General features: G+C 39.0%; 21 protein-coding genes. 18 read left to right on the top strand and 3 right to left on the bottom strand.

Annotation, left to right across the window (positions count from 1 at the left end; translation table 11 throughout):
• The first annotated feature begins 23 nt into the window (after positions 1 to 23).
• Positions 24 to 851 (top strand): carbohydrate ABC transporter permease, encoded by an 828-nt coding sequence (locus M3226_RS21020; RefSeq protein WP_251570327.1) that lies wholly within the window; start codon positions 24 to 26, stop codon positions 849 to 851.
• A 150-nt stretch (positions 852 to 1,001) separates the two neighbouring features.
• Positions 1,002 to 2,078 (top strand): Gfo/Idh/MocA family protein, encoded by a 1,077-nt coding sequence (locus tag M3226_RS21025; protein WP_251570328.1) that lies wholly within the window; start codon positions 1,002 to 1,004, stop codon positions 2,076 to 2,078.
• A 60-nt stretch (positions 2,079 to 2,138) separates the two neighbouring features.
• On the opposite strand, the gene M3226_RS21030 is transcribed toward M3226_RS21025, so the two are convergent.
• Entirely contained in the window at positions 2,139 to 2,912 is a 774-nt protein-coding gene (locus M3226_RS21030) for an AraC family transcriptional regulator (RefSeq protein WP_251570332.1), read from the bottom strand.
• A gap of 126 nt (positions 2,913 to 3,038) precedes the next feature.
• Here M3226_RS21030 and M3226_RS21035 point away from each other — a divergent pair, with 126 nt between their 5' ends.
• The 5 genes from M3226_RS21035 (at position 3,039) to M3226_RS21055 (ending at position 8,438) form a co-directional block, all read left to right on the top strand.
• Complete coding sequence (locus M3226_RS21035; protein WP_251570334.1) at positions 3,039 to 3,800, top strand: sugar phosphate isomerase/epimerase family protein; 762 nt, start codon at positions 3,039 to 3,041, stop codon at positions 3,798 to 3,800.
• Between the two features lie 113 nt (positions 3,801 to 3,913).
• Positions 3,914 to 4,639: a ThuA domain-containing protein gene (locus M3226_RS21040; protein WP_251570336.1), complete on the top strand. Its 726-nt coding sequence runs from the start codon at positions 3,914 to 3,916 to the stop codon at positions 4,637 to 4,639.
• 1 nt (position 4,640) lies between these two features.
• Positions 4,641 to 5,669: a Gfo/Idh/MocA family protein gene (locus M3226_RS21045; RefSeq protein ID WP_251570337.1), complete on the top strand. Its 1,029-nt coding sequence runs from the start codon at positions 4,641 to 4,643 to the stop codon at positions 5,667 to 5,669.
• A 93-nt stretch (positions 5,670 to 5,762) separates the two neighbouring features.
• Positions 5,763 to 6,731, top strand: a complete 969-nt coding sequence (locus tag M3226_RS21050; protein ID WP_251570339.1) for a sugar phosphate isomerase/epimerase family protein — start codon at positions 5,763 to 5,765, stop codon at positions 6,729 to 6,731.
• A gap of 36 nt (positions 6,732 to 6,767) precedes the next feature.
• Complete coding sequence (locus M3226_RS21055; protein WP_251570341.1) at positions 6,768 to 8,438, top strand: glycoside hydrolase family 13 protein; 1,671 nt, start codon at positions 6,768 to 6,770, stop codon at positions 8,436 to 8,438.
• 66 nt (positions 8,439 to 8,504) lie between these two features.
• Here the strand turns inward: M3226_RS21055 and M3226_RS21060 are convergent, their stop codons facing one another.
• Complete coding sequence (locus M3226_RS21060) at positions 8,505 to 9,023, bottom strand: DoxX family protein (protein ID WP_251570343.1); 519 nt, start codon at positions 9,021 to 9,023, stop codon at positions 8,505 to 8,507.
• Between the two features lie 105 nt (positions 9,024 to 9,128).
• Here M3226_RS21060 and M3226_RS21065 point away from each other — a divergent pair, with 105 nt between their 5' ends.
• Positions 9,129 to 9,314 carry a hypothetical protein gene (locus M3226_RS21065; protein ID WP_251570345.1) on the top strand — a complete coding sequence of 62 codons (186 nt, stop codon included), beginning with the start codon at positions 9,129 to 9,131 and terminating at the stop codon, positions 9,312 to 9,314.
• A gap of 44 nt (positions 9,315 to 9,358) precedes the next feature.
• Here the strand turns inward: M3226_RS21065 and M3226_RS21070 are convergent, their stop codons facing one another.
• On the bottom strand, positions 9,359 to 10,720 hold the full coding sequence (locus tag M3226_RS21070) for an MATE family efflux transporter (protein ID WP_251570346.1): 1,362 nt from the start codon (positions 10,718 to 10,720) through the stop codon (positions 9,359 to 9,361).
• Between the two features lie 624 nt (positions 10,721 to 11,344).
• On the opposite strand from M3226_RS21070, the gene M3226_RS21075 reads away from it, so the two are divergent.
• The 10 genes from M3226_RS21075 (at position 11,345) to M3226_RS21120 (ending at position 20,822) form a co-directional block, all read left to right on the top strand.
• Entirely contained in the window at positions 11,345 to 12,634 is a 1,290-nt protein-coding gene (locus tag M3226_RS21075; protein WP_251570348.1) for an NAD(P)H-dependent oxidoreductase, read from the top strand.
• Between the two features lie 415 nt (positions 12,635 to 13,049).
• Positions 13,050 to 13,406 carry a PTS glucitol/sorbitol transporter subunit IIA gene (locus M3226_RS21080; RefSeq protein ID WP_251570350.1) on the top strand — a complete coding sequence of 119 codons (357 nt, stop codon included), beginning with the start codon at positions 13,050 to 13,052 and terminating at the stop codon, positions 13,404 to 13,406.
• A 56-nt stretch (positions 13,407 to 13,462) separates the two neighbouring features.
• Positions 13,463 to 13,999, top strand: coding sequence for a PTS glucitol/sorbitol transporter subunit IIC (srlA, locus tag M3226_RS21085; protein WP_251570351.1), 537 nt, complete (start codon positions 13,463 to 13,465; stop codon positions 13,997 to 13,999).
• 15 nt (positions 14,000 to 14,014) lie between these two features.
• Complete coding sequence (srlE, locus tag M3226_RS21090) at positions 14,015 to 15,040, top strand: PTS glucitol/sorbitol transporter subunit IIB (protein ID WP_251570353.1); 1,026 nt, start codon at positions 14,015 to 14,017, stop codon at positions 15,038 to 15,040.
• Between the two features lie 43 nt (positions 15,041 to 15,083).
• A complete protein-coding gene (locus M3226_RS21095) occupies positions 15,084 to 16,142 on the top strand; it encodes a zinc-dependent alcohol dehydrogenase (RefSeq protein WP_251570355.1) in 1,059 nt (352 codons plus the stop codon).
• Between the two features lie 47 nt (positions 16,143 to 16,189).
• Positions 16,190 to 17,197 (top strand): 2-hydroxyacid dehydrogenase, encoded by a 1,008-nt coding sequence (locus tag M3226_RS21100; RefSeq protein ID WP_251570357.1) that lies wholly within the window; start codon positions 16,190 to 16,192, stop codon positions 17,195 to 17,197.
• Positions 17,198 to 17,207: 10 nt separating this feature from the next.
• Positions 17,208 to 17,612 carry a transcriptional regulator GutM gene (locus tag M3226_RS21105; protein ID WP_251570358.1) on the top strand — a complete coding sequence of 135 codons (405 nt, stop codon included), beginning with the start codon at positions 17,208 to 17,210 and terminating at the stop codon, positions 17,610 to 17,612.
• 252 nt (positions 17,613 to 17,864) lie between these two features.
• Positions 17,865 to 18,287: an FGGY-family carbohydrate kinase gene (locus M3226_RS21110; protein ID WP_308211972.1), complete on the top strand. Its 423-nt coding sequence runs from the start codon at positions 17,865 to 17,867 to the stop codon at positions 18,285 to 18,287.
• A 550-nt stretch (positions 18,288 to 18,837) separates the two neighbouring features.
• Positions 18,838 to 19,824: a thiamine pyrophosphate-dependent dehydrogenase E1 component subunit alpha gene (locus tag M3226_RS21115; protein ID WP_251570363.1), complete on the top strand. Its 987-nt coding sequence runs from the start codon at positions 18,838 to 18,840 to the stop codon at positions 19,822 to 19,824.
• A gap of 14 nt (positions 19,825 to 19,838) precedes the next feature.
• A complete protein-coding gene (locus M3226_RS21120; RefSeq protein ID WP_251570365.1) occupies positions 19,839 to 20,822 on the top strand; it encodes an alpha-ketoacid dehydrogenase subunit beta in 984 nt (327 codons plus the stop codon).
• The last annotated feature ends 12 nt before the right edge of the window (positions 20,823 to 20,834 follow it).

Consider the following 20,834-nt stretch of genomic DNA (forward strand, 5'->3'; position numbering starts at 1 on the left):
ACCATTTTAGGGGGAATTTTAACATGCAGAAAAAAGCAAGCCCATTCTTTTATGTGTTTCTTATACTGTTTGTATTTGTTGTAATGTTTCCATTTTTATGGATGCTGATTAGTTCAATAAAACCAGCTACTGAATTGTTCGGGGACAAGGCATTTACTCCCTACACCTCCCATCCGACAATGGAAAATTATAAATCCGTTTTCTTTGATCATCCGTTTTTAAGATATTTATGGAATAGTACGGTGGTTTCCACTATTACAACTGTGTATGCCGTTACAGTTGCATCATTTGCTGCTTATGCCATTGCGAGGCTTCAATTTAAAGGAAAAACTTTTATTCTTGGGATTGTACTATCTGTCTCGATGTTTCCACAAATCGCAACCATTACACCAATTTATATCTTTTTAAAGAACCTTGGACTCACCAATTCCTATTTAGGATTGATTATTCCTTATTCAACCTTTACGCTGCCGTTGTCTATTTGGATATTAGTAACCTTTTTCCGCAAAATACCGCTAGATCTTGAAGAAGCGGCAAAAATAGACGGAGCTACTTTAATGCAAACTTTTTGGAAGGTCATCATGCCGCTTGCAGTACCAGGAATATTTACAACCGCTATCCTTGTTTTTATTGCAGCATGGAATGAGTTCTTTTTTGCCCTTACCATCAATACAGATGATAAGTATAAGACGGTACCGATTGGGATTGCTATGTTTCAGGGGCAATTTACCATTCCATGGGGTGAGATTGCAGCCGCTACAGTTGTAGTAAGTGTTCCACTGGTTATTATGGTGCTAATCTTTCAACGAAGGATTGTATCCGGTTTAACCTCGGGTTCAGTTAAAGAATAATAGCAAAATAGTTCATCTTTTAACTATATAATCTATGTTTTAATTCACATATTCATAATAAGATGGAATCAAATAAGAAATGTTTTTATAAGTTTATGAAAATACCCAAAATGCCTGTAGGAGAATAGGTGCAAAAAAGGAGAAAATAAGATGACGAATAAAAACTATCATTTAGTTATTGTTGGTTATGGTGGTATGGGGAGCTATCATGCAAAGCTATTAAAAGACAACCAAAACATTGAGGTCGTTGGAACCTATGACATATCTGAGGATAGAAGAACAGCTTCTTTAGCAGACGGCTACAAGGTCTATGAAAGTTTATCTGCTGTTTTGTCTGACGATGTTGTTGATTTTGTTCTAATTGCTACCCCTAATGATGTACATAAAGAAATTGCCATCGCAGCTTTGAACGCAGGTAAGGATGTAATTTGTGAAAAGCCGGTGACTATTTACAGTGAAGAGTTGCTTGAGATTATGGAAGCGGCAAAAATTAATGACCGTGCCTTTATTGTCCACCAGAACCGCAGGTGGGATGAAGACTTCCTAACGATGAAAAAGATTTACGACGAACAGATCATCGGAGATGTTTTTCATATCGAATCACGGGTTCAAGGAGCAAATGGTATTCCTGGAGACTGGCGTCACTTGAAAGAATATGGCGGCGGGATGCTTCTTGACTGGGGTGTCCATTTATTAGATCAGCTCTTATTTATGGTTGATAGCAAGATTACGAGTGTCTTTGCTAATTTAAGTTATATTTTGGGGGACGAGGTAGATGATGGATTTCAGGTGTTTATTACATTTGAAAACGGTATCACTTCATTGATAGAGGTTGGAACAACCAACTTCATTCAACTTCCGCGTTGGTATACAAAAGGAACCAAAGGTACAGCAGTCATTAACGATTGGGATATTAATGGTAAAATTGTCACTCAGAATCTGGGCGAAGTAGAAGCCCCTAAACCGATTAAAGCTGGACAGGGCTTAACGAAGACAATGGCACCTCCGTCTGAAAAAGCTGTGAGTACATCTGATTTACCTAAAGTAGAAAAAACAATGGAAAGCTTTTATGAAAATGTTGTTTCAGTAGTGGCAGGGAATGCCGAACCAATCGTGAAAAACGAGGAAGTTTTACGTGTCCTGCGATTAATGGAAACGATTTTTAAATCAGCCGAAACTAACCAAGTCATTAAAGACTTTGATCTTGTACCTTCAAAATTGAATTAAGTTAGTTAATAAGAAATGGAAAGGGCTAGAAAACTGGTGTTTTCTAGCCCTTGCAAAATATTATTCAAGCCGGCGGTACATACCGGGAGCAACACCATACTTCTTTTTAAACACTCTATGAAAATAGGGATAGGTGCCAAAACCACAGTCTTCAGCGATTTGTTCGAGTGTTAGTGCAGTGTACTTCATCCGTTCAAGGGCAGCGGATAAGCGGATTTCCTGCGTGTATTCCATGATGGTTTTTCCCACACTGCTTTTAAAAAGATGAACCGACCGGGAGACACTCAGTCCTGAATGGCGTGCTACATCCTCGACTTTAAACTGGGTTGTGGCATGCTCCTCAATGTACCTCATCATCCGTGTAACTGGATATGGATAATGAAAGGAAGGGACTGTTTCACTGACAGCACGTTCAAGCGTTAAACAAAGTGCCCGGACTAGATAGTCGGCAAGTTCCTCATTCTGATTGGAACCAGGACGCCTTTTTTCAATTATAATCTGACGCCATAGGAGCAGCAGTTTTTCATCCAATTCAATACGGGAAATGGCAGGCTTAGCGGAACGGTTCCACCATTCGTCGAGCCAGGCTCCCTCGCATCCGATGTGATAGTCTCCGCTAATTTGCCCTTCATTGACAAGTAGTTCGTAATGATCGCCTGGTTTAATTAGAAGGAGATCGCCCTTCTTAAGTTCCATATTGGTTCCTTTTACGACTACCTCACATAGCCCTTCTGTTTGCAGTCGAAAAAGATAGGAAGGATATCCGGATTTATGTTGGGAGTGATATCCCTTTGTATGATAGGAATAGCCGCAAAAAAGTATGTTTGTGGTCATAATTTTCCTCTTCGAAAAAGATAGCAGAATAGTAGATGTTTTAATTATATCATCTATGTTTAGTAGTAGAAATAAAATTTAAGATGTAATCAAATAAGGCAGGTTTCTAGAAAAGGAGGAGTAAGGATGAGAAAAATTCCAGTAGCGGTACAAATGTTCACATTAAGGGAAGAAAGTGCAAAAGATTTTGCAGGAACTCTAAAGAAAGTCGCACAACTTGGCTTTGATGGTGTTGAGCTTGCTGGTTATCACGGATTAACTCCGATGGAAATAAAAGAGTTATTAGATCAGCTTGGACTTAAAACAGCTGCCTGTCATGTGCCGCTTGACCAGTTAGAAAACAATCTGGCACAGGTCATTGAAGATCAAAAGATATTAGGAAGTAAGTATGTTGTATGTCCATATTTAATGCCAGATAGACGCAGTGAAAGTGACTACATAGCCCTTATTTCGTTTTTAGAACATGCGGGTGAGATTACGCGCCAAGAAGGGATTTCCCTTTGCTATCATAATCACGATTTTGAACTTGAGCGCTTATCTGATGGCAGAATGGCACTTGAAGCGATTTTTGATGAAACAAACCCTGACATGGTAAAGGCTGAGCTTGATGTGTACTGGCTGACTAAAGCGGGTCAAAAGCCGGCAGAGTGGATAGAACGATATCAAAATCGAACACCGTTAATTCACTTGAAAGATATGACGACCGATGAAGAACAATTCTTCGCTGAACTTGGCACAGGCGGCGTTGACTTAGAAGCTGTGCTTAATAAGGGCGAACAAGTTGATATTCAATGGTGGGTTGTAGAGCAGGATGCGAGCCGGCGTACACCACTTGAAAGTATTGAAATTAGTATCAATTATTTGAAAACAAAGCTTCCGCGTCTCTAGTAAATAATTTTGTTCAATATTTTTCACCCTATTTGTCAATGTAAGCAGTTTCAATTATTCTGGTATTCTCTAAAATAATAGATAAAGTGAACCACGAGAAGGAGTGTCCAAACATGTTGAACGTAACTGTATGGAATGAAAACCGTCATGAACAAAAAGATCCAGTCGTAAGGGATATTTATCCTAAAGGTATCCATGGAGCCATCGCTGAATTCCTTAAGTCTGAAGGGTTTGATACAAGAACAGCTACCCTTGATGAGCCCGAACATGGTTTGACGGATGATGTTCTAAATAACACAGATGTATTAGTTTGGTGGGGGCATGTCGCTCATAGTGAAGTAAACGATGAAATCGTAGAGAAGGTCCGCCAGCGTGTCCTTGAGGGAATGGGGCTAATCGTCCTTCACTCTGGGCATTTTTCGAAAATTTTTAAGACCTTAATGGGAACAAGCTGTGATTTAAAATGGCGCGAAGCGGGCGAAAAGGAACGCCTTTGGGTCGTGAGTCCGAGTCATCCAATTACAGAAGGAATTCCTGAATATATCGAGTTAGAGCATGAGGAAATGTACGGTGAGCATTTTGATATCCCACAGCCAGATGAACTAATTTTCACTAGCTGGTTTGAAGGCGGCGAAGTATTCCGCAGCGGATGTACATACAAGCGCGGAAACGGAAAAGTATTTTATTTCAGACCAGGTCATGAAACCTATCCTACCTATCATAATCAACAAATTCAGCGAGTGATCATTAACGCTGTTAAATGGGCGCAGCCAGTTAAACGAGAACGGCCGGTATACGGAAATGCCAAACCACTAGAGGAAATTAAGGGAGGAAACTAATATGAAAAAGATCAGAGTAGGCGTAATTGGCTGCGGCAGTATTGCCCAGCATCGTCATTTACCAGAATATCAAGTAAATCCAAATGTAGAGCTTACAGCCGTTTGCGATATCAATCAAGAGCGGGCAATTGAAGTAGCCGAAAAATACGCTGTTCTTTCCTATACAGATTATAACGAGTTGCTGAAAAGTGGTGAGGTGGACGCGGTAAGTGTTTGTACACCAAACTACCTCCATGCCCCTATCACCATTGCTGCTTTAGAAGCAGGTCTTCATGTCCTTTGCGAGAAGCCAATGGCAACCTCAAAAGAAGAAGCTGAAGCGATGATTGCAGCAGCTGAAAAAAACGGCAAAAAATTAATGATTGGTCATAATCAGCGTTTTGTTCCGTCCCATCAAAAAGCCCGCCAGTTGATTGCAAACGGAGAAGCCGGCAGAATTTACAGCTTCCGAACAGCGTTTGGTCACGGCGGCCCTGAAGGCTGGAGTGTTGACGGAAAAGAAAGCTGGTTTTTCGAAAAAGAAAAAGCGTTTGTCGGGGCTATGGGTGACTTAGGTGTCCATAAAACCGATTTATTGCGGTATGTATTAGGGGAAGAAATGGTTGAAGTGGGTGCCTTTGTTGAAACGAATGCAAAGGATTTTGCTGATGTGGATGATAATGCCGTTTGTGTATTGAAAACAGAAAGCGGCATCATCGGTACACTTGCCGCCAGCTGGGCTTATACGAGCAAGGAAGATAACTCTACCATTATTTACGGTGAGAAGGCAATCCTTCGCTTAGAAGATGATCCAATAAATTCTCTTATTGTTCAATATAGCAATGGCGAAGTAGTGAAATATGAACTAGGGAAAATTCAATCAAATGATGCGGGGGGTCAAAACAATACCCATGTCATCGAGCATTTTGTAAATGCTATTCTGCTAGATGAAGAGCCTGCGGTAACTGGTGAAGAAGGAATGAAATCATTAGAGGTAATCCTAGGAGCACTTAAGTCAAACGAAACGAAGCAAATTGTCAAAGTAAGATAACTATTAAAATCTAGAGTTGGCAGCAAACATAGCGGTCAACTCTGTACTATTTAGTGATAGAAATAACGTTAATAAAAGTGAGGAGATTATAATATGAAACTAGGCGTCTTTACTGTATTATTTGCTGAAAAAACATTCGAGGAAATGTTGGATACTGTTCAAAAGGCGGGCTTACATGCTGTTGAAATTGGAACCGGCTGCTACCCTGGAAACAACCACTGTGATTTAGATGTACTGCTAGAAGACGAAAATGCAAGAAGTGAATATATCCAAAAAGTAGAGGAACGCGGATTAACTATCAGTGCGTTCAGCTGCCATGGCAATCCAATTTCTCCAGAAAAAGAATTTGCTCAAAGCTCACATGAAACACTGATAAAAACAATTAAATTGGCATCGTTACTGAATGTACCAGTAGTAAATTGTTTTTCAGGTACAGCAGGTGATCATGAAGGAGCAAAGTATCCCAACTGGCCTGTTACCCCTTGGCCAAATGAATATGGTGACGTCAAAAAATGGCAATGGGAAGAAAAGCTGATTCCATATTGGAAGGAAGTTGGCCAATATGCAAAAGACAACAATGTCAAAATTGGACTTGAACTACATGGCGGCTTTTTAGTGCATACCCCATATACGTTGTTAAAATTACGTGAAGAAACCTGTGATGCGATTGGAGCTAACTTAGATCCAAGTCACTTATGGTGGCAAGGGATTGATCCTGTAGCTGCAATTAAGATTTTAGCAAAAGAAAATGCAATCCATCATTTTCATGCAAAGGACACATACATTGATCAAGAGAATGTGAATATGTATGGGTTAACAGATATGCAGCCATATGGAGAAGTACGTTCGCGGGCATGGACATTCCGTTCGGTTGGCTGTGGACATGGTTTAAAAGAATGGTCTGACATGATGAGCGCCCTTCGCACATATGGCTATGATTATGTCGTTAGTATTGAGCATGAAGATCCAATCATGTCGATAGAGGAAGGATTTACGCGAGCTGTAAACAATTTGAAATCTGTCTTAATTGAGCAGCCTGTTTCGCAAATGTGGTGGGTATAACTCCTAAGAAAAACATCTAAGAATTAGAGGTGCCATATGAATAAAAAGTGGTGGAAAGAAAGCGTGGCCTATCAGGTTTATCCTAGAAGCTTCCTGGACAGCAATGGTGACGGGATTGGCGATTTAAGAGGTGTGACTTCCAAGTTAGATTACTTAAAAGAGCTTGGCATCGATGTGATATGGTTATCGCCAATGTTCAAATCCCCTAATGATGATAATGGCTATGATATTTCCGATTATCAAGATATCATGGATGAATTTGGCACGATGGCAGATTTTGATGAACTCCTTGAAGGTGTTCATCAACGCGGGATGAAATTAATATTAGATTTAGTTATTAATCATACAAGTGACGAGCATCCTTGGTTCATTGAGTCCCGCTCTTCCAAGGATAATCCAAAGCGCGATTGGTACATTTGGCGAGATGGTAAAGATGGCAAGGCACCTAATAACTGGGAATCTATTTTTAGCGGACCGGCATGGAGGTATGATAAAGAAACAGAGCAATATTTTATGCATATCTTTTCACCGCGCCAGCCGGATTTAAATTGGGAAAACCCTGAAGTCAGAAATGCCTTATATGATATGGTCAACTGGTGGCTAGAGAAAGGGATTGATGGATTCCGTGTTGATGCCATATCCCATATTAAAAAGGAACCAGGATTCCCCGATATGCCAAACCCTGAGAATCTAGACTTTGTCCCATGCTTTCCGAAAATGATGAACGTGGACGGGATTGATGAATTCCTAACCGAATTCTCACAAAAAACGATTAAAAACTATGACATTATGACGGTTGGGGAAGCGAACGGTGTTGGGCTGGAGGATGCTGACAAATGGGTTGGGGAAGAAAATGGCTATTTCAATATGATTTTTCAATTTGAATTTTTGGGTCTCTGGGATAAGGATGCAGAAGGCCGTGTGGATGTACGTGCCTTGAAGAAGAATTTAACCAAATGGCAAAAAGGGTTAGAAGGCAGGGGATGGAACGCCCTATTCATTGAAAACCATGACCAGCCCCGCCGGGTTTCTAGCTGGGGAAATGATCGCAAGCTTTGGAAAGAAAGTGCCAAAATGCTGGGTGCGTTATACTTTCTGATGAGGGGTACCCCGTTTATTTACCAGGGTCAGGAAATTGGTATGACCAACGTACAGTTCCCATCGATAGAGGATTATAATGATGTTGGAATGGTTAACTATTACAAAGTCGAAACGGCAAAAGGCCGTTCCCACGATGAGATTATGGAGATTATTTGGAAACAGTGCCGTGACAATGCTCGGACTCCGATGCAATGGGACGCTTCCAATATGGGAGGTTTTACGACTGCTAATCAAACATGGCTAGGGGTAAATCCAAACTATAAAGAGATTAATGTTGAGTCACAAATAAACGACCCCGACTCTATTCTGTCTTTTTATAAAAAGTTGATTCAGTTGCGGAAAGATAACCCGCTGTTTGTTTATGGAACCTATGAATTGTTACTACCGAATCACAAGCAATTATTTGTTTACACGCGTCGTCTTGGCAGCCGTAAAGTGATTGTAATTAACAATTTTAGTGAAAAATCAACAAGATGTAAGGTGCCAACAAGTGTCTCCTATTCTGTTTCTGAATTGGTATTAAACAATTATGAGGTAACAGACAAGAAATTAAGAAGAGAATTCACCCTCAAGCCTTATGAAACTAGGGTATATTTGTTGAAGTAATAAGAGGCCTGTTTCAAGAACAAAAGACGATTCGTGAATCCGAATCGTTTTTTGTTCTTTCTATCTTTACACTGTTGCTTTTGTTTTTTTAGGACTTGTATTTTTATTGGCCATTTTTCTGAAGAAAGGAACTACCCAACGATCTAAACCTATTCTACCAGCATTATAGCCAGCTGTTAGAATGATGAAGCCTAAGAAGATGTCTCTAGGGTTATGAGACACAGTTCCCGCTAGGAAGAAAGAGAAGTTCATCACTAGACCAAAGAACATGGCAGTAGTTGTTAAGCATCCTAGAATTAAGCCTAAACCGATTAAAGTTTCGCCAACAGGTACAATCACATTAAATACATCAACGTTTGGTAATGCAAAATGTTTTAAGAAGTCAACATACCAGCCAAATACAATTGCGCCGTCCGGTCCTTTAACGGGATTAGCGATCGCGCCTTGTAAGAATCCAGAAGCATTAAAGCCGCCGCTTGTTAATTTTCCAAGACCTGCAGTGAACCAAGAGTAACCAAGGTATAAACGTAAAACGGTTAGGATATAAGAAGCAATTTTATTTTCTCTTAAAAATTTGTTAAACATAAATGATTCCGCCCTTCAAATTTTGTTTGTTCTTTATGGTTCTACTATATTCCCTTTCTAACTTTAAAAACATGGGTATAGTGATAAGTTCAAAGTTTGTTCGAAATGTTATGGCAAACTATTGAACGTGCATCTATTAAAAATAGAAAAGTAGATGCCAGGAGTAATAATGAGTTTGTTTACATTTGGGGAGAAGCACGATTGTTAATTATGTTAATCAATGCAAAATCGGTCAGGGCTATTTATTCAGTAAGCCAATACCCGCTGGCCAAATGGAAACCTATCTTTTAACTACAAAAAGTGGCAGCCAGTTTTATGAACTGACTGCCACTTTCTTATATTGAAATTTCTGCCTTTGCTACTTTGCGGCGTTCCCATGGTTTCATTAACCAGCGTTTTAAAGCAAAACAGCCACGCAGCCATTCATCCGTCCCCTGTGCAAGCCAAACACCTAATAAACCTAGTTCATAGTGTACTCCAAGCAGGTAGCTAAGAGATACGGCAATTCCCCACATCGATAAGACACCAATGACCACCGGGAAACGAACATCTCCAGCCGATTTAAGTGAATTCATCAAAACGATATTCATTGCCCTGCCAGGTTCCACGAAGACAATGGCCCATAAGACGGGGAGGCCAACAGCAATTATTTCGGGGTTTTTCGTGAAAGTTTCTAAAATAGGCGACCCAATCAGAGCGATAATCAGCGATGTTAAGGTGGACGCTGCCATTGCTATTTTTAAGGTCCGAATACCGCGCTTTAAAGCCTTGTCAAACTGCCTGCCGCCAATGTGCCGGGCAACTAACAACTGCGTCCCTTGAGCAATGGCCACTGTAAACAGAAAACAAATATAGTTTATATTTAATACGTAAATACGGGCTGCAAGGGAAGCAGTACCCATCGAGACTACAAAGCTGGTAATAATCAGCTGTGAGAATTGATAGGAAAGATTCTCTCCCGCTGACGGGATGCCGATACCCAGAAGCCCCTTAATATCTTCTTTTTTAGCGGAAGTAACATCTTTTATTTCCAGCTTCAATGCCAGCCGGTTATATACCAGATACATTAAAGCACAAACCGCAAATGCACGCGCTGCCACAATGGCCCAGGCCACACCTGTGACACCGGTAATAGGTAAACCGAAAATACCTGTTATAGCAAGGATATTGCCTCCTATACTGATAAAATCCATCATCATTGTTACGAACATTGATTCTTTTGTATAGCCATGGCTCCGTAAGATAGCACTTAATGCAAGAGAAATGGATTCAAAAAAGAGCGAGATGCCGCAAATATGAAGAAATGTCAGTCCGTAGTCATATACCTTTCCATGGATATCAAATAGCTGTAGAAGCTGTTCACCGAAGAAGAAAACGATGAATGCCACAAAGATGCCGAACCAAACGTTCAGTCCAAATACCGTGCGCCCTAACTGTCTAGCGTCCTTTAAGCGGCCGGCACCGAGGTTTTGGCTGATTAAGACCGTTCCTCCAATTGAAGTGACGTTAAAGACGAGAATAAATATATTTAATAACTGATTGGCAACCCCTACACCGGCTGCAGCTGAATCCGAATAATGACCAAGCATGAAGGTCGCGATAATGCCGATTCCCATATGCAAGGAGAGTTCAATAAAAAGCGGCCAAGAAATACTAAATAGAGATTGTTCTTGATATTTATAGGATGTTTCCTTCAAATCTTTATACTCCTTTGCTCTATTAACTTATTAAAACATAACATTCATTGTACACCCAACTGCCCGATAAAAATAGGGGGAAACTCCAAAGGTCTCTTTTACCATATTCGACGCTCAATGGGAACTCTTCCCAAGCAAAACGATGTAGGGTCATGACACCAAATCTCTTTTCTCCATACAAAACCGGTATAGACAAAAGAGATTTAATCTTACGATTGGATGAACCTGGTGTGTGCAGGATATGAAAATTTTCTAAGCTAAAGTCTTTATACTGTCATGTTTTTTTGTTCCAATCAATCCAATTCAGCCATCTCTAAATTCCTTGTCGACAATCGATTCGCCGATACAAACCCGAAAGGATCTATCTGAAATTTTCCTATTTTTATATTGACAACCAAATACTAACCATTTTATAATTGGCACATAACCAAAGAACATTTGAAACTGTTAGTAACAAATGTTACGAAATTATTCAATTCATTCATTTGTTACTATTAAAAAACTTGTTACCGATTTATCTTTTTTAATAAGTCAAGTAACAAATTGTTAATTGACAGTTTTTTTAGCTTCACATGAAAGCGCTTATAAGAATAAGTTTTCAAAAAAACAGGGAGGATGAAACATATGTCTATTTATCAACAGCTTTTAGAAAGAGAACGTGCTAATCAGCCAATTAAAGTTGGGGTTATCGGTGCAGGTCAAATGGGATTTGGAATGATAGCCCAAATTTCTACTATTCCGGGTATGAGTGTTACTGGAATTAGTGATATAAATATTGAAGCTGCACAAAGAGCAGCCGATTACTATAACAATCAGGCAGTAATAAAGGAACAAATCCTTGTTTCCAATGATTACCGTAAAGTAATTCAGTCTTCAAATGTTGAAGTAATCGTTGATGCCACAGGTGTTCCAGAGGTAGGAGCAAACATATCATTAGAAACACTAAGATCTAAAAAGCATCTTGTTCTATTAAATGTTGAGGTAGACATAACGATTGGTTCCCTCATGTACCAGCTCTTTAAAAATGCGGGATTGGTTTACACTGGTTCAGCTGGTGATGAGCCTGCCGCAACTGTTGAATTATTTGAATTCGCCAAAACAATGGGTATGGAAGTACTAGTAGCCGGAAAAGGGAAAAATAATAAATTACGTAAGAATGCAAATCCTGATTCAGCTAAAGAAGAGGCAAAACGGAAAAAAATGGCCGCACATATGCTGGCTGCTTTCCAAGATGGAACTAAAACAATGGCTGAAATGAATTTATTATCCAATGCTATTGGATTCGTTCCGGATGTAGTCGGAATGCATGGAATTTCAGGGGACCTTAATTCAGTAGTGAGAGATCTTAATTTAAAGAAAAATGGCGGAATATTAAATAAATTTGGTGTTGTCGAATATGTTGATGGGTTAGCTCCAGGAGTATTCGTCATTGTGAAAGGGCAAAATGAGGGCGTAACGCATGAATTAAATTACTTGATGAAAACGATTGATAGAGAACATCAGATATTGTACCGTCCATACCATCTCGCAAGCCTGGAAACACCTATTACGATCGCAAAAGCTGTTTTACAAAATGAAGGATCGATTCAACCTTTAGGCGGACCAATCTCTGATACGGTAACGGTTGCAAAACGTGACATTAAAGCAGGGGAAAGATTAGATGGTATCGGCGGATATTCCGTACGGGGAGTTCTTGAAACCCATCAAGATATGAAGCAAAATGCACATATCCCAATTGGATTAATCAGTGGTAATGTTGTTGCGAAGAAAGATATAAAACAAGGAGAATTCTTAACAACCGATGATGTAGAGTTAGACATTACAACGACAGTTTGGAAACTAAGGGCACTTCAAGATAATTTGTTTCCTACAGCTTCAGTACAGGAAATAAAACTTGAATCAGTAACTGTTTGAGATTCAAATCACACTAACAGAAAGTAAGAATGAAGAAAAAGGGAAAGATTTGACGTTATATGGAAAAAAACTAAAAAGAACAATCTTCATCTCCAATTAGGGGAAAATCACCATTACCGAATAATTTATAAAATATGGATATGAATTAGAAGGATACTATCCTATCATCTTCTGTTTGTCCCAATACTAAAGATAGTAAAATAGTTGTTATCGTTTTTAGGGCCGTATGAAATACTAATGGTTTTTATGACGTCATTATTTTAGCTATCTTTAGTTTTCTTCATAAGTAAAGAGTTTTATAAAGTATAAAAAGCAATAATAATGCAGCCATTTTAATAAATGGCAGCTTGATCTAAATGGTTGATGATGTTTGCTAAATGTATAAAAGTTTTTTAAATGAAGGGAGAAACTTTCTATGTTAAAAACAAAAATTACAGAAATTGGTCCTGCTGTTCCAGAATTCAAAGAAGAAAATTTATTGATACTTTTCGGTACAGCAGCTCCACCTGAATTAAAGGAAATAGCAGTTGTTCATCAAGTAAACCAACAACCGGAAAATTCAATTGTTGAGGGTGGAACATTAGAAATTGGAAATAAAATCTATAAGATTGAAAAAGTAGGATCACTTGCAAATAAAAATTTTGAAGATCTTGGCCACCTCTCTATTTATTTTAATGATGATACGTCACAAGAGCTTCTTCCCGGGGCCATTTTAGTAACTCCTGGAGAATATCCAGAATTTGAGGTTAATGATTACATATTGTTTAAATAATGATTTCGTGAAGGCTTAAATATTCGCAAAATTTTTCAATATGGGAGGAGAAATAAATGGATTTGTTTGTTAAATTAGCAGAGGGATTTATGGGCATGTTCAAAGCGGGTGCTGATGTATTTATGGGATTTGTTACAGGAATCATACCTCTTCTTATCGTTTTGATTACAATTGTAACCGCTTTAATAAAGTTAATCGGCGAAGAGAGAATCTTTGGCTTCATGAAAATGATTTCGCGTTTTACCATATTTAGATATACGCTCATTCCGTTCTTTAGCCTTTTTTTCTTAACCAACCCTATGGCCTATACTTTTGGAAGATTTATTCCTGAGAAAAAGAAGCCTGCATTCTATGATGCCGCTGTGTCCTTTTGTCATCCAATTACTGGGCTTTTCCCGCATGCGAATTCAGCAGAATTGTTTATTTTTCTTGGAATTGCCCAGGGCTTTGCAAAAGTTGGAAATCAATCTAAATTGGCTCTAATGTATCTTGTAGCTGGTCTTGTCGTGTGTTTAATGCGAGGAATTATTACAGAGAAAATTACAGAAGCACTAATGAAACGCAATGAAGTTTCTAAACAAAAAGCTGCATAATGTGGGGGGATAAACATGCCTGAATTTAAGACGGTAAAAATTACAAAAGGGAAAAGTGGATGGGGAGGACCATTCATTATAAAACCAAACTTTCAAAAAAAATATGTAATAAGCGTTACCGGTGGAGGAATACACCCTGTTGCGCAAAAAATTGCAGATTTAACTGGGGCTACTGCGGTTGATTCATTTAAAAATCCAGTAGAGAAAGAAGAAACATTATGTGCAGTGATTGATTGTGGGGGAACTGCTCGGTGCGGAACCTATCCAAGACTTAGAATTCCAACTATTAATATAAAAGTGATGAGTCCATCAGGTCCGCTTGCCAAATTCATGACTGAAGATATATTCGTTTCAGGTGTAACTGTCGATGAAATCATACTTTCTGGATCCGAGTCAGAGTCTGAACCTTTTGTTGCAGCGACAATTGAAGAAGCAAGCATACATAAGAATCCTGTAATGGAAATGAAAAGTAATGTGCTCTCTCAAGCATCTGCTGAAATTAATAAAATGAATCCTTTGATGAAAGGTATTGATGTAATTGGCCGCGGTGCTGGGAAGTTTATGAATGTTATGTACCAATCAGGTAGAGAAACGATAGACACGGTTATTAAAAATATTTTACCTTTTATGGCTTTTGTGGCTGCCTTAATTGGGATTATTAACTACACGGGAATTGGTGATATTTTTGCTCATTTACTAACCCCTTTAGCTGGTAATATAACAGGATTAGTGATTTTAGGATTAATTGGAGGGCTGCCTTTCCTATCTCCATTACTCGCACCTGGAGCTGTTATCGGTGCTGTTATAGGTGTATTAATTGGTAATGAAATTGCAAAAGGTACCATTCCATCAGCCTACGCATTGCCAGCACTGTTTGCTATTAATGCTCAAGTGGGATGTGATTTTGCACCAGTTGGTTTGACTTTGGGTGAAGCAAAAGCAAAAACAATTTCAGTCGGTGTTCCCGCCATCCTATTTTCAAGGCTTATAACTGGACCTGCAGCGGTATTAATTGCCTATGGATTTTCGTTCTTTTTGTAATGAATAAAGTAACGTTCAATTTTAAAAAAAGGGGTCAATATTTATGCTACCCAATAAAATGAGATTTGCAGTCTTAACAGAAAAGGGGCACGCTGAAGTAAGAGAAAAGGAATTGCCTAAGTTAAGTGAAGATGAACTGTTGGTCAAGCAGGAAGCTTGTAATATTTGCACGACTGATTATCAACAATGGGTCGGTTTAAGGGAACATCAAGGGTACCCAATGGCTGGTGGGCATGAGGCATCAGGGATTGTTATTGCAAAAGGTGATCAAGTAGGGGATGCCTTTGAGGTAGGAGACCGTGTAAGTATTTTATATGACTATTGTGGCATTTGTGATAACTGCAAAGCTGGTATGATTACAATCTGTCAAAATAAAAAACTATTTGGAAAAAACTATTCCGATGAGTATTATGGAATCTTTGGTTTTTCCGACTATTTTATTCGAAATGCAAAAAGCTTTGTCAAGATGAATCTAGCTTTATCGCCATCCGAAGCAGGATTTGTTGAACCCCTCGGATCTGTACTCCATGGGATGAGAAAAATTAGATTGCGAGGTGGATATGATACTGTTGTAGTTATCGGTGCGGGAACGATGGGCTTAATGAATGCAGCAGTTGCCAGGGCAATGGGTGCTAGAGTAATAGTTTCTGGAAGAGGAGAAAAGAAGCTGGAAACTGGAAGGAAAATGGGTTTTGAAATGATAGACGCAGGAAACACCAATCCTGTAGAAGAAGTGAAAAGGTTAACAAATGGCCGTGGAGCAGATGCAGTTATTGTATCAGCAGGGGCAGCATTAGCTAACCAGCAAGCTTTAGAAATGGTAAAGAATCAGCACGGACGAATATTATTATATGCAGCTGGATATCCGGTACCTGAATTAAATATAGATTCAAACTTAATTCATTATAAAAACCTAGAGTTAATAGGCACCTTTGGATCAACTTTAGAGGATTTTAATCATGCAGGTAAAATGCTAAGTGAACGACGAATTCATGTTTCCTATTTAATAGAAGAGAAAATACCGTTAACAAATATACAGGAAGCTTTTGAAAAGGCAAGTGCAAAAGGTAATTTTAGGGTATCAGTGGTGTTACAAGAATAGCAGGCAATCATCAATCATGAGTGTCTATTGAGGAGGGGGAAATAATAATGAAATGTTTAGCTATTTCCGATTTATTTATTACGAAAGACATGATGGATAAAGGACTAGTTGATTTACGTAATCAAGGTGTTGAAATCACCATTAAGGAATGGCTTCATGAAGACTTGGAGGCTTTACAGAGGGATAATATAAAGTTGGAGCATGAGGGAAGTGAGGCCATTGATTTACCGGCTGAAATTTTAGATGGTGTTGATGATTATGATATAATCATTACTCAATTTGCCCCGATTGGAAAACAAATGATAGATAAATATAAAAACCTAAAAATAGTGGGAGTACTTCGAGCTGGGATAGAAAACGTTAATGACCGTTATGCTGAAGAAAAAGGAATCAAAGTGTTAAATACACCTGGAAGAAGTAATACAAGTGTATCCGAATTTACTGTAGGTTTAATCTTGTCTGAAATCCGGAATATTTCACGAGGAAACTATTATTTAAAAAATGGTAAATGGGAGAAATATTATCCAAATGGAATTTTATCCCCAGAATTAAAAGAATCAACCGTTGGAATCATAGGGTACGGCGCGATAGGACAAAGAGTTGCAAATCTACTTCGCCCGTTTGGAGCAAAAATTATCTTTTTTGATGATTACTTCAAGGGGGAAACAGAAGATAACCAGGTTGATTTGGATACATTGGTCAGAGAAGCAGACATCATTTCGATGCATTATCGATTAACAGAACAAACAAAGCATTTGCTTAATATGGTTCATTTTAAACAAATGAAAAAATCTGCAATTGTGATTAATAGTGCTCGATCTGGGTTAATCAATGAGCAGGACCTCATTGAAGCTTTACAGGAAAAAATAATTGCTGGAGCGGCAGTAGATGTGTACGACCAAGAACCATTGCCACAAGATCATCCGTATTTACAGCTCGACAATATAACGATAACACCCCATATTGCAGGGTCGACGATTGGAAACTTTGCCAATTCACCTAAAATCCTAGCGAAAAGAATTATTACTGAAATTACTAATTTAGCAGTTAAATAAGGAGAATAAAGTGAGAGAATTATTGATTATTATTGTATTTCTTATGTCTTTACAATTTTTTACAGGATTTCTACACATCAAATATTACCAAAGCGTACTTAGAAAAATGAGTAAAAGATCAGAAGGTTTTCTTGGTGTGGGAATGAATCAACAAAAATTTAAGTTAGGCCAGGTCTGCATTATGGTTACCGATGTGCATGGGATCATTACAGAATGTCGAATTCTTTCTGGACTAACCGTTTTTTCAAGATTTCGCAAAGATTCTAGCTATAAAGGTAAAAGTATTTTTCACATGGAGTGGAATGAGAAAGAAAAGCACAAAGAAGTAGTAGAACATGCGATACAAATGATTAAGAGTCAGATGGAAAAGAGAGAAATAAATGCATTACCATCCGTAGAATTGTCAGCTAATTAAGTAGGAACTTTTTATCCATGCAAATCCAAAAACGTGGGGAAATATTGAAAAAATAATTGTTGGAATATCTGTGCAACTAAGAAGAAAGCGTCTCTCGAACTAGCCATGGAGAGGCTCGTGCTTTCCTTTAACTCATATGAATGTCTGGATCAAGAGGCAGAGATGGTCAAGCCAGAAAGCGATGGCCCTCCCTTATCTTATGGGTGAGAGAACCCCGATATGGGATGCTAATGCACGCGGTGTTTTATTTGGGTGTCACTCAACCATACCAAGGCACACCTGGTAAGGGCAATGATGGAAGGAGTAGCATACGCTCTCTATGATTCTTATCTTATCATTGAGAAAAGCTGTTCGAAAATAAACTTACCTATTGTTTTTAATGAAGGTGGAGCCAAAAGCAAACTGTGGAGAAGAATTATCACGGATTTATTCAATGTGCCAACCGTAGTTGTAAAGAGCAGAATTGGTGCTCCTATGGGAGATGCCATACTTGCTGGAGTAGCAACCGGGATATTCAAAGACTTCTCCATAGCAAAAGAAAAAGCTCAATATATCGATCGTATTGAACCGATAAAAGAAAATCATGATTTGTATATGAATTATTTTAAGATATATAAAAACTTATATGAGCATACAAAATCGGAATTTGATGATCTGGCTGCATTAAGAAATTAGTATTGCTGATTTTATATGAAATATTGCTTATCTGAGTGTTTTTCAAAAATGAAATTTTTTGATGCCAAGTAGAAAAATATATAAAACTGGTGCGTAAAAGCTAATTGAAAAAGGTGAGTCCTTAACTACAGGAATCGCCTTTTTTTATTGCTTGAAATTTCCTTAGCGTTGAAATTCCTCATTTTCCTGACGCAATCCCAATTTTAAAAGTTCACCTGCTTGCACCTAAGAGGGTTTTATACTTAATATTCTTCATTAAAAAAGGATTTTTGTCTATCAAATAGCTTCGATAGTAAATTTGGTTGATGTTGACCTTTACAACCATGTTATAGACATTTTGTACTTTTTCCTTCTGGATTTGTTCAATAAGAGCTTAAGAGGACATTTATTAATTTCCTCGGCAGGAATATAAAAACACATCGGTGTATCAAATAGTAAGATTTTTTAAAAAAATAAAAAATAACATTTGTAATCATGTTGAAAAAATGTTCATTAGGTGGTATGATTACAAATGTAAACAATAAGAACAAATGTAAAGGGAGGAAGTAAAATGAAATTAAGTACAATTAAATTACCACCTCATATTACAAATGAAAAACTAACTGATATGTATAAAGAAATGTGGCTCATTCGCTATTTTGATGAAAAGGTAGACCAATTTTTTGCGAAAGGAATGATTCACGGTACTACGCATTTATGTGTAGGACAGGAGCCTTCTGCCGCGGGCGCCATTGCAGCACTTAAAGACATTGACAAAATTACGAGTACACATCGCGGCCATGGTCACTGTATCTCTAAGGGAGCCGAAGCAAAGGGCATGATGGCTGAGCTTTTCGGCCGTGTAGATGGCTACTGTAAAGGCAAAGGAGGATCAATGCATATTGCGGATTTAGAAAAAGGAAACCTTGGAGCAAACGGAATCGTTGGTGGAGGAATCCCGATTGCGGTCGGTGCTGCATTGACTTCGAAAATGAAAAAGCAAGGCTACGTGGTTCTTTGTTTCTTCGGTGATGGTGCAACCAATGAAGGCAGTTTCCATGAATCTTTGAATCTAGCAGCTATTTGGGATTTACCGGTAGTGTTTATCTGTGAAAATAACAAATACGGCATGAGCGGACCGGTCAAGGATATGACCAGAGTTGAAAACATCGCTGATCGGGCAACGGGCTACGGAATCCCTGGAAAAGTGGTCGATGGCTTAGACGTAATCGAAGTGATGAATGAGGTTTACTATGCGGTTGAGCGGGCAAGAGAAGGGAAAGGCCCAACATTAATCGAAGCAAAAACCTACCGCTGGAAGGGTCACTCAAAGAGTGATGCCAAGAAGTACCGTACACGCGAGGAAGAGGAAGATTGGAAAAGCAAGGACGGTATTAAAAGATTCAAAGAATTGTTGATTGCAGAAGGTCTTCTAACGGAAGAGACAGCGAAAAAGCTTCAAGAGGAAGCAAAACAGGAAATTGAGGCAGCAGTTAAATTCGCTGAAAATAGTCCGCAGCCGTCGTTTGAATCATTATTGGAAGACGTATATGCATAAGGGGGATGAATCAGATGAGAGAAATCACATACTTAGAAGCTGTTAGAGAAGCAATGAGCCAAGAAATGAGACAAAATGAGGATGTCTTCATTTTAGGTGAAGATATTGGCGTATATGGAGGCGCTTTCGGTGTTACGCGCGGAATGATTGAGGAATTTGGACCTGAGCGGATTCGCAACACACCGATTTCTGAAGCAGCTATTGCCGGAGGAGCAGTAGGTGCAGCTCTTACCGGGATGCGTCCGATTTTAGAATTACAGTTTTCTGATTTTATTACGATTGCAATGGATCAGTTAGTGAACCAAGCAGCAAAGACCCGTTATATGTTTGGCGGTAAGGGAAAGGTTCCAATGGTTTTACGGACACCTGCAGGTTCTGGTACAGGAGCTGCCGCGCAGCATAGCCAAAGCTTGGAAGCCTGGATGGCACATATACCTGGTTTAAAGGTCATTCAACCATCAACTGCCTATGATGCGAAAGGCTTATTAAAAGCAGCGATGGATGATGATAATCCAGTCATTTTCTACGAACATAAGCTTCTTTATAGAACAAAAGGAGATGTTCCAGAGGAACAATACTCGATTCCGATTGGAAAAGCAGATATTAAACGTCAAGGAAAAGATGTCACCATCGTGGCAACAGCGATCATGGTTCATAAAGCACTCGAAGCTGCGGCTGAGCTTGAAAAAGAGGGAATCGATGTGGAAGTTGTCGATCCAAGGACGCTTGTTCCATTAGATGAAGAAACCATAATTGAGTCAGTTAAGAAAACAGGCCGCTTAATCGTTGTCCATGAGGCAGTAAAACGCGGCGGATTCGGCGGCGAAATTGCCAGTGTCATCGCCGAAAGTGAAGCATTTGACTATTTGGATGCACCAATTAAACGCTTAGGCGCTCTAGCGGTGCCAATTCCATATAACCCGCATTTGGAAAAAGCAACTGTGCCGCAAGTAGAAGACATTATTGAAGCCGTTAAAGAAACTGTTCGTTTTAAATAGGGGGAGAGAAAA

It is taken from the genome of Neobacillus cucumis, assembly GCF_023715505.1.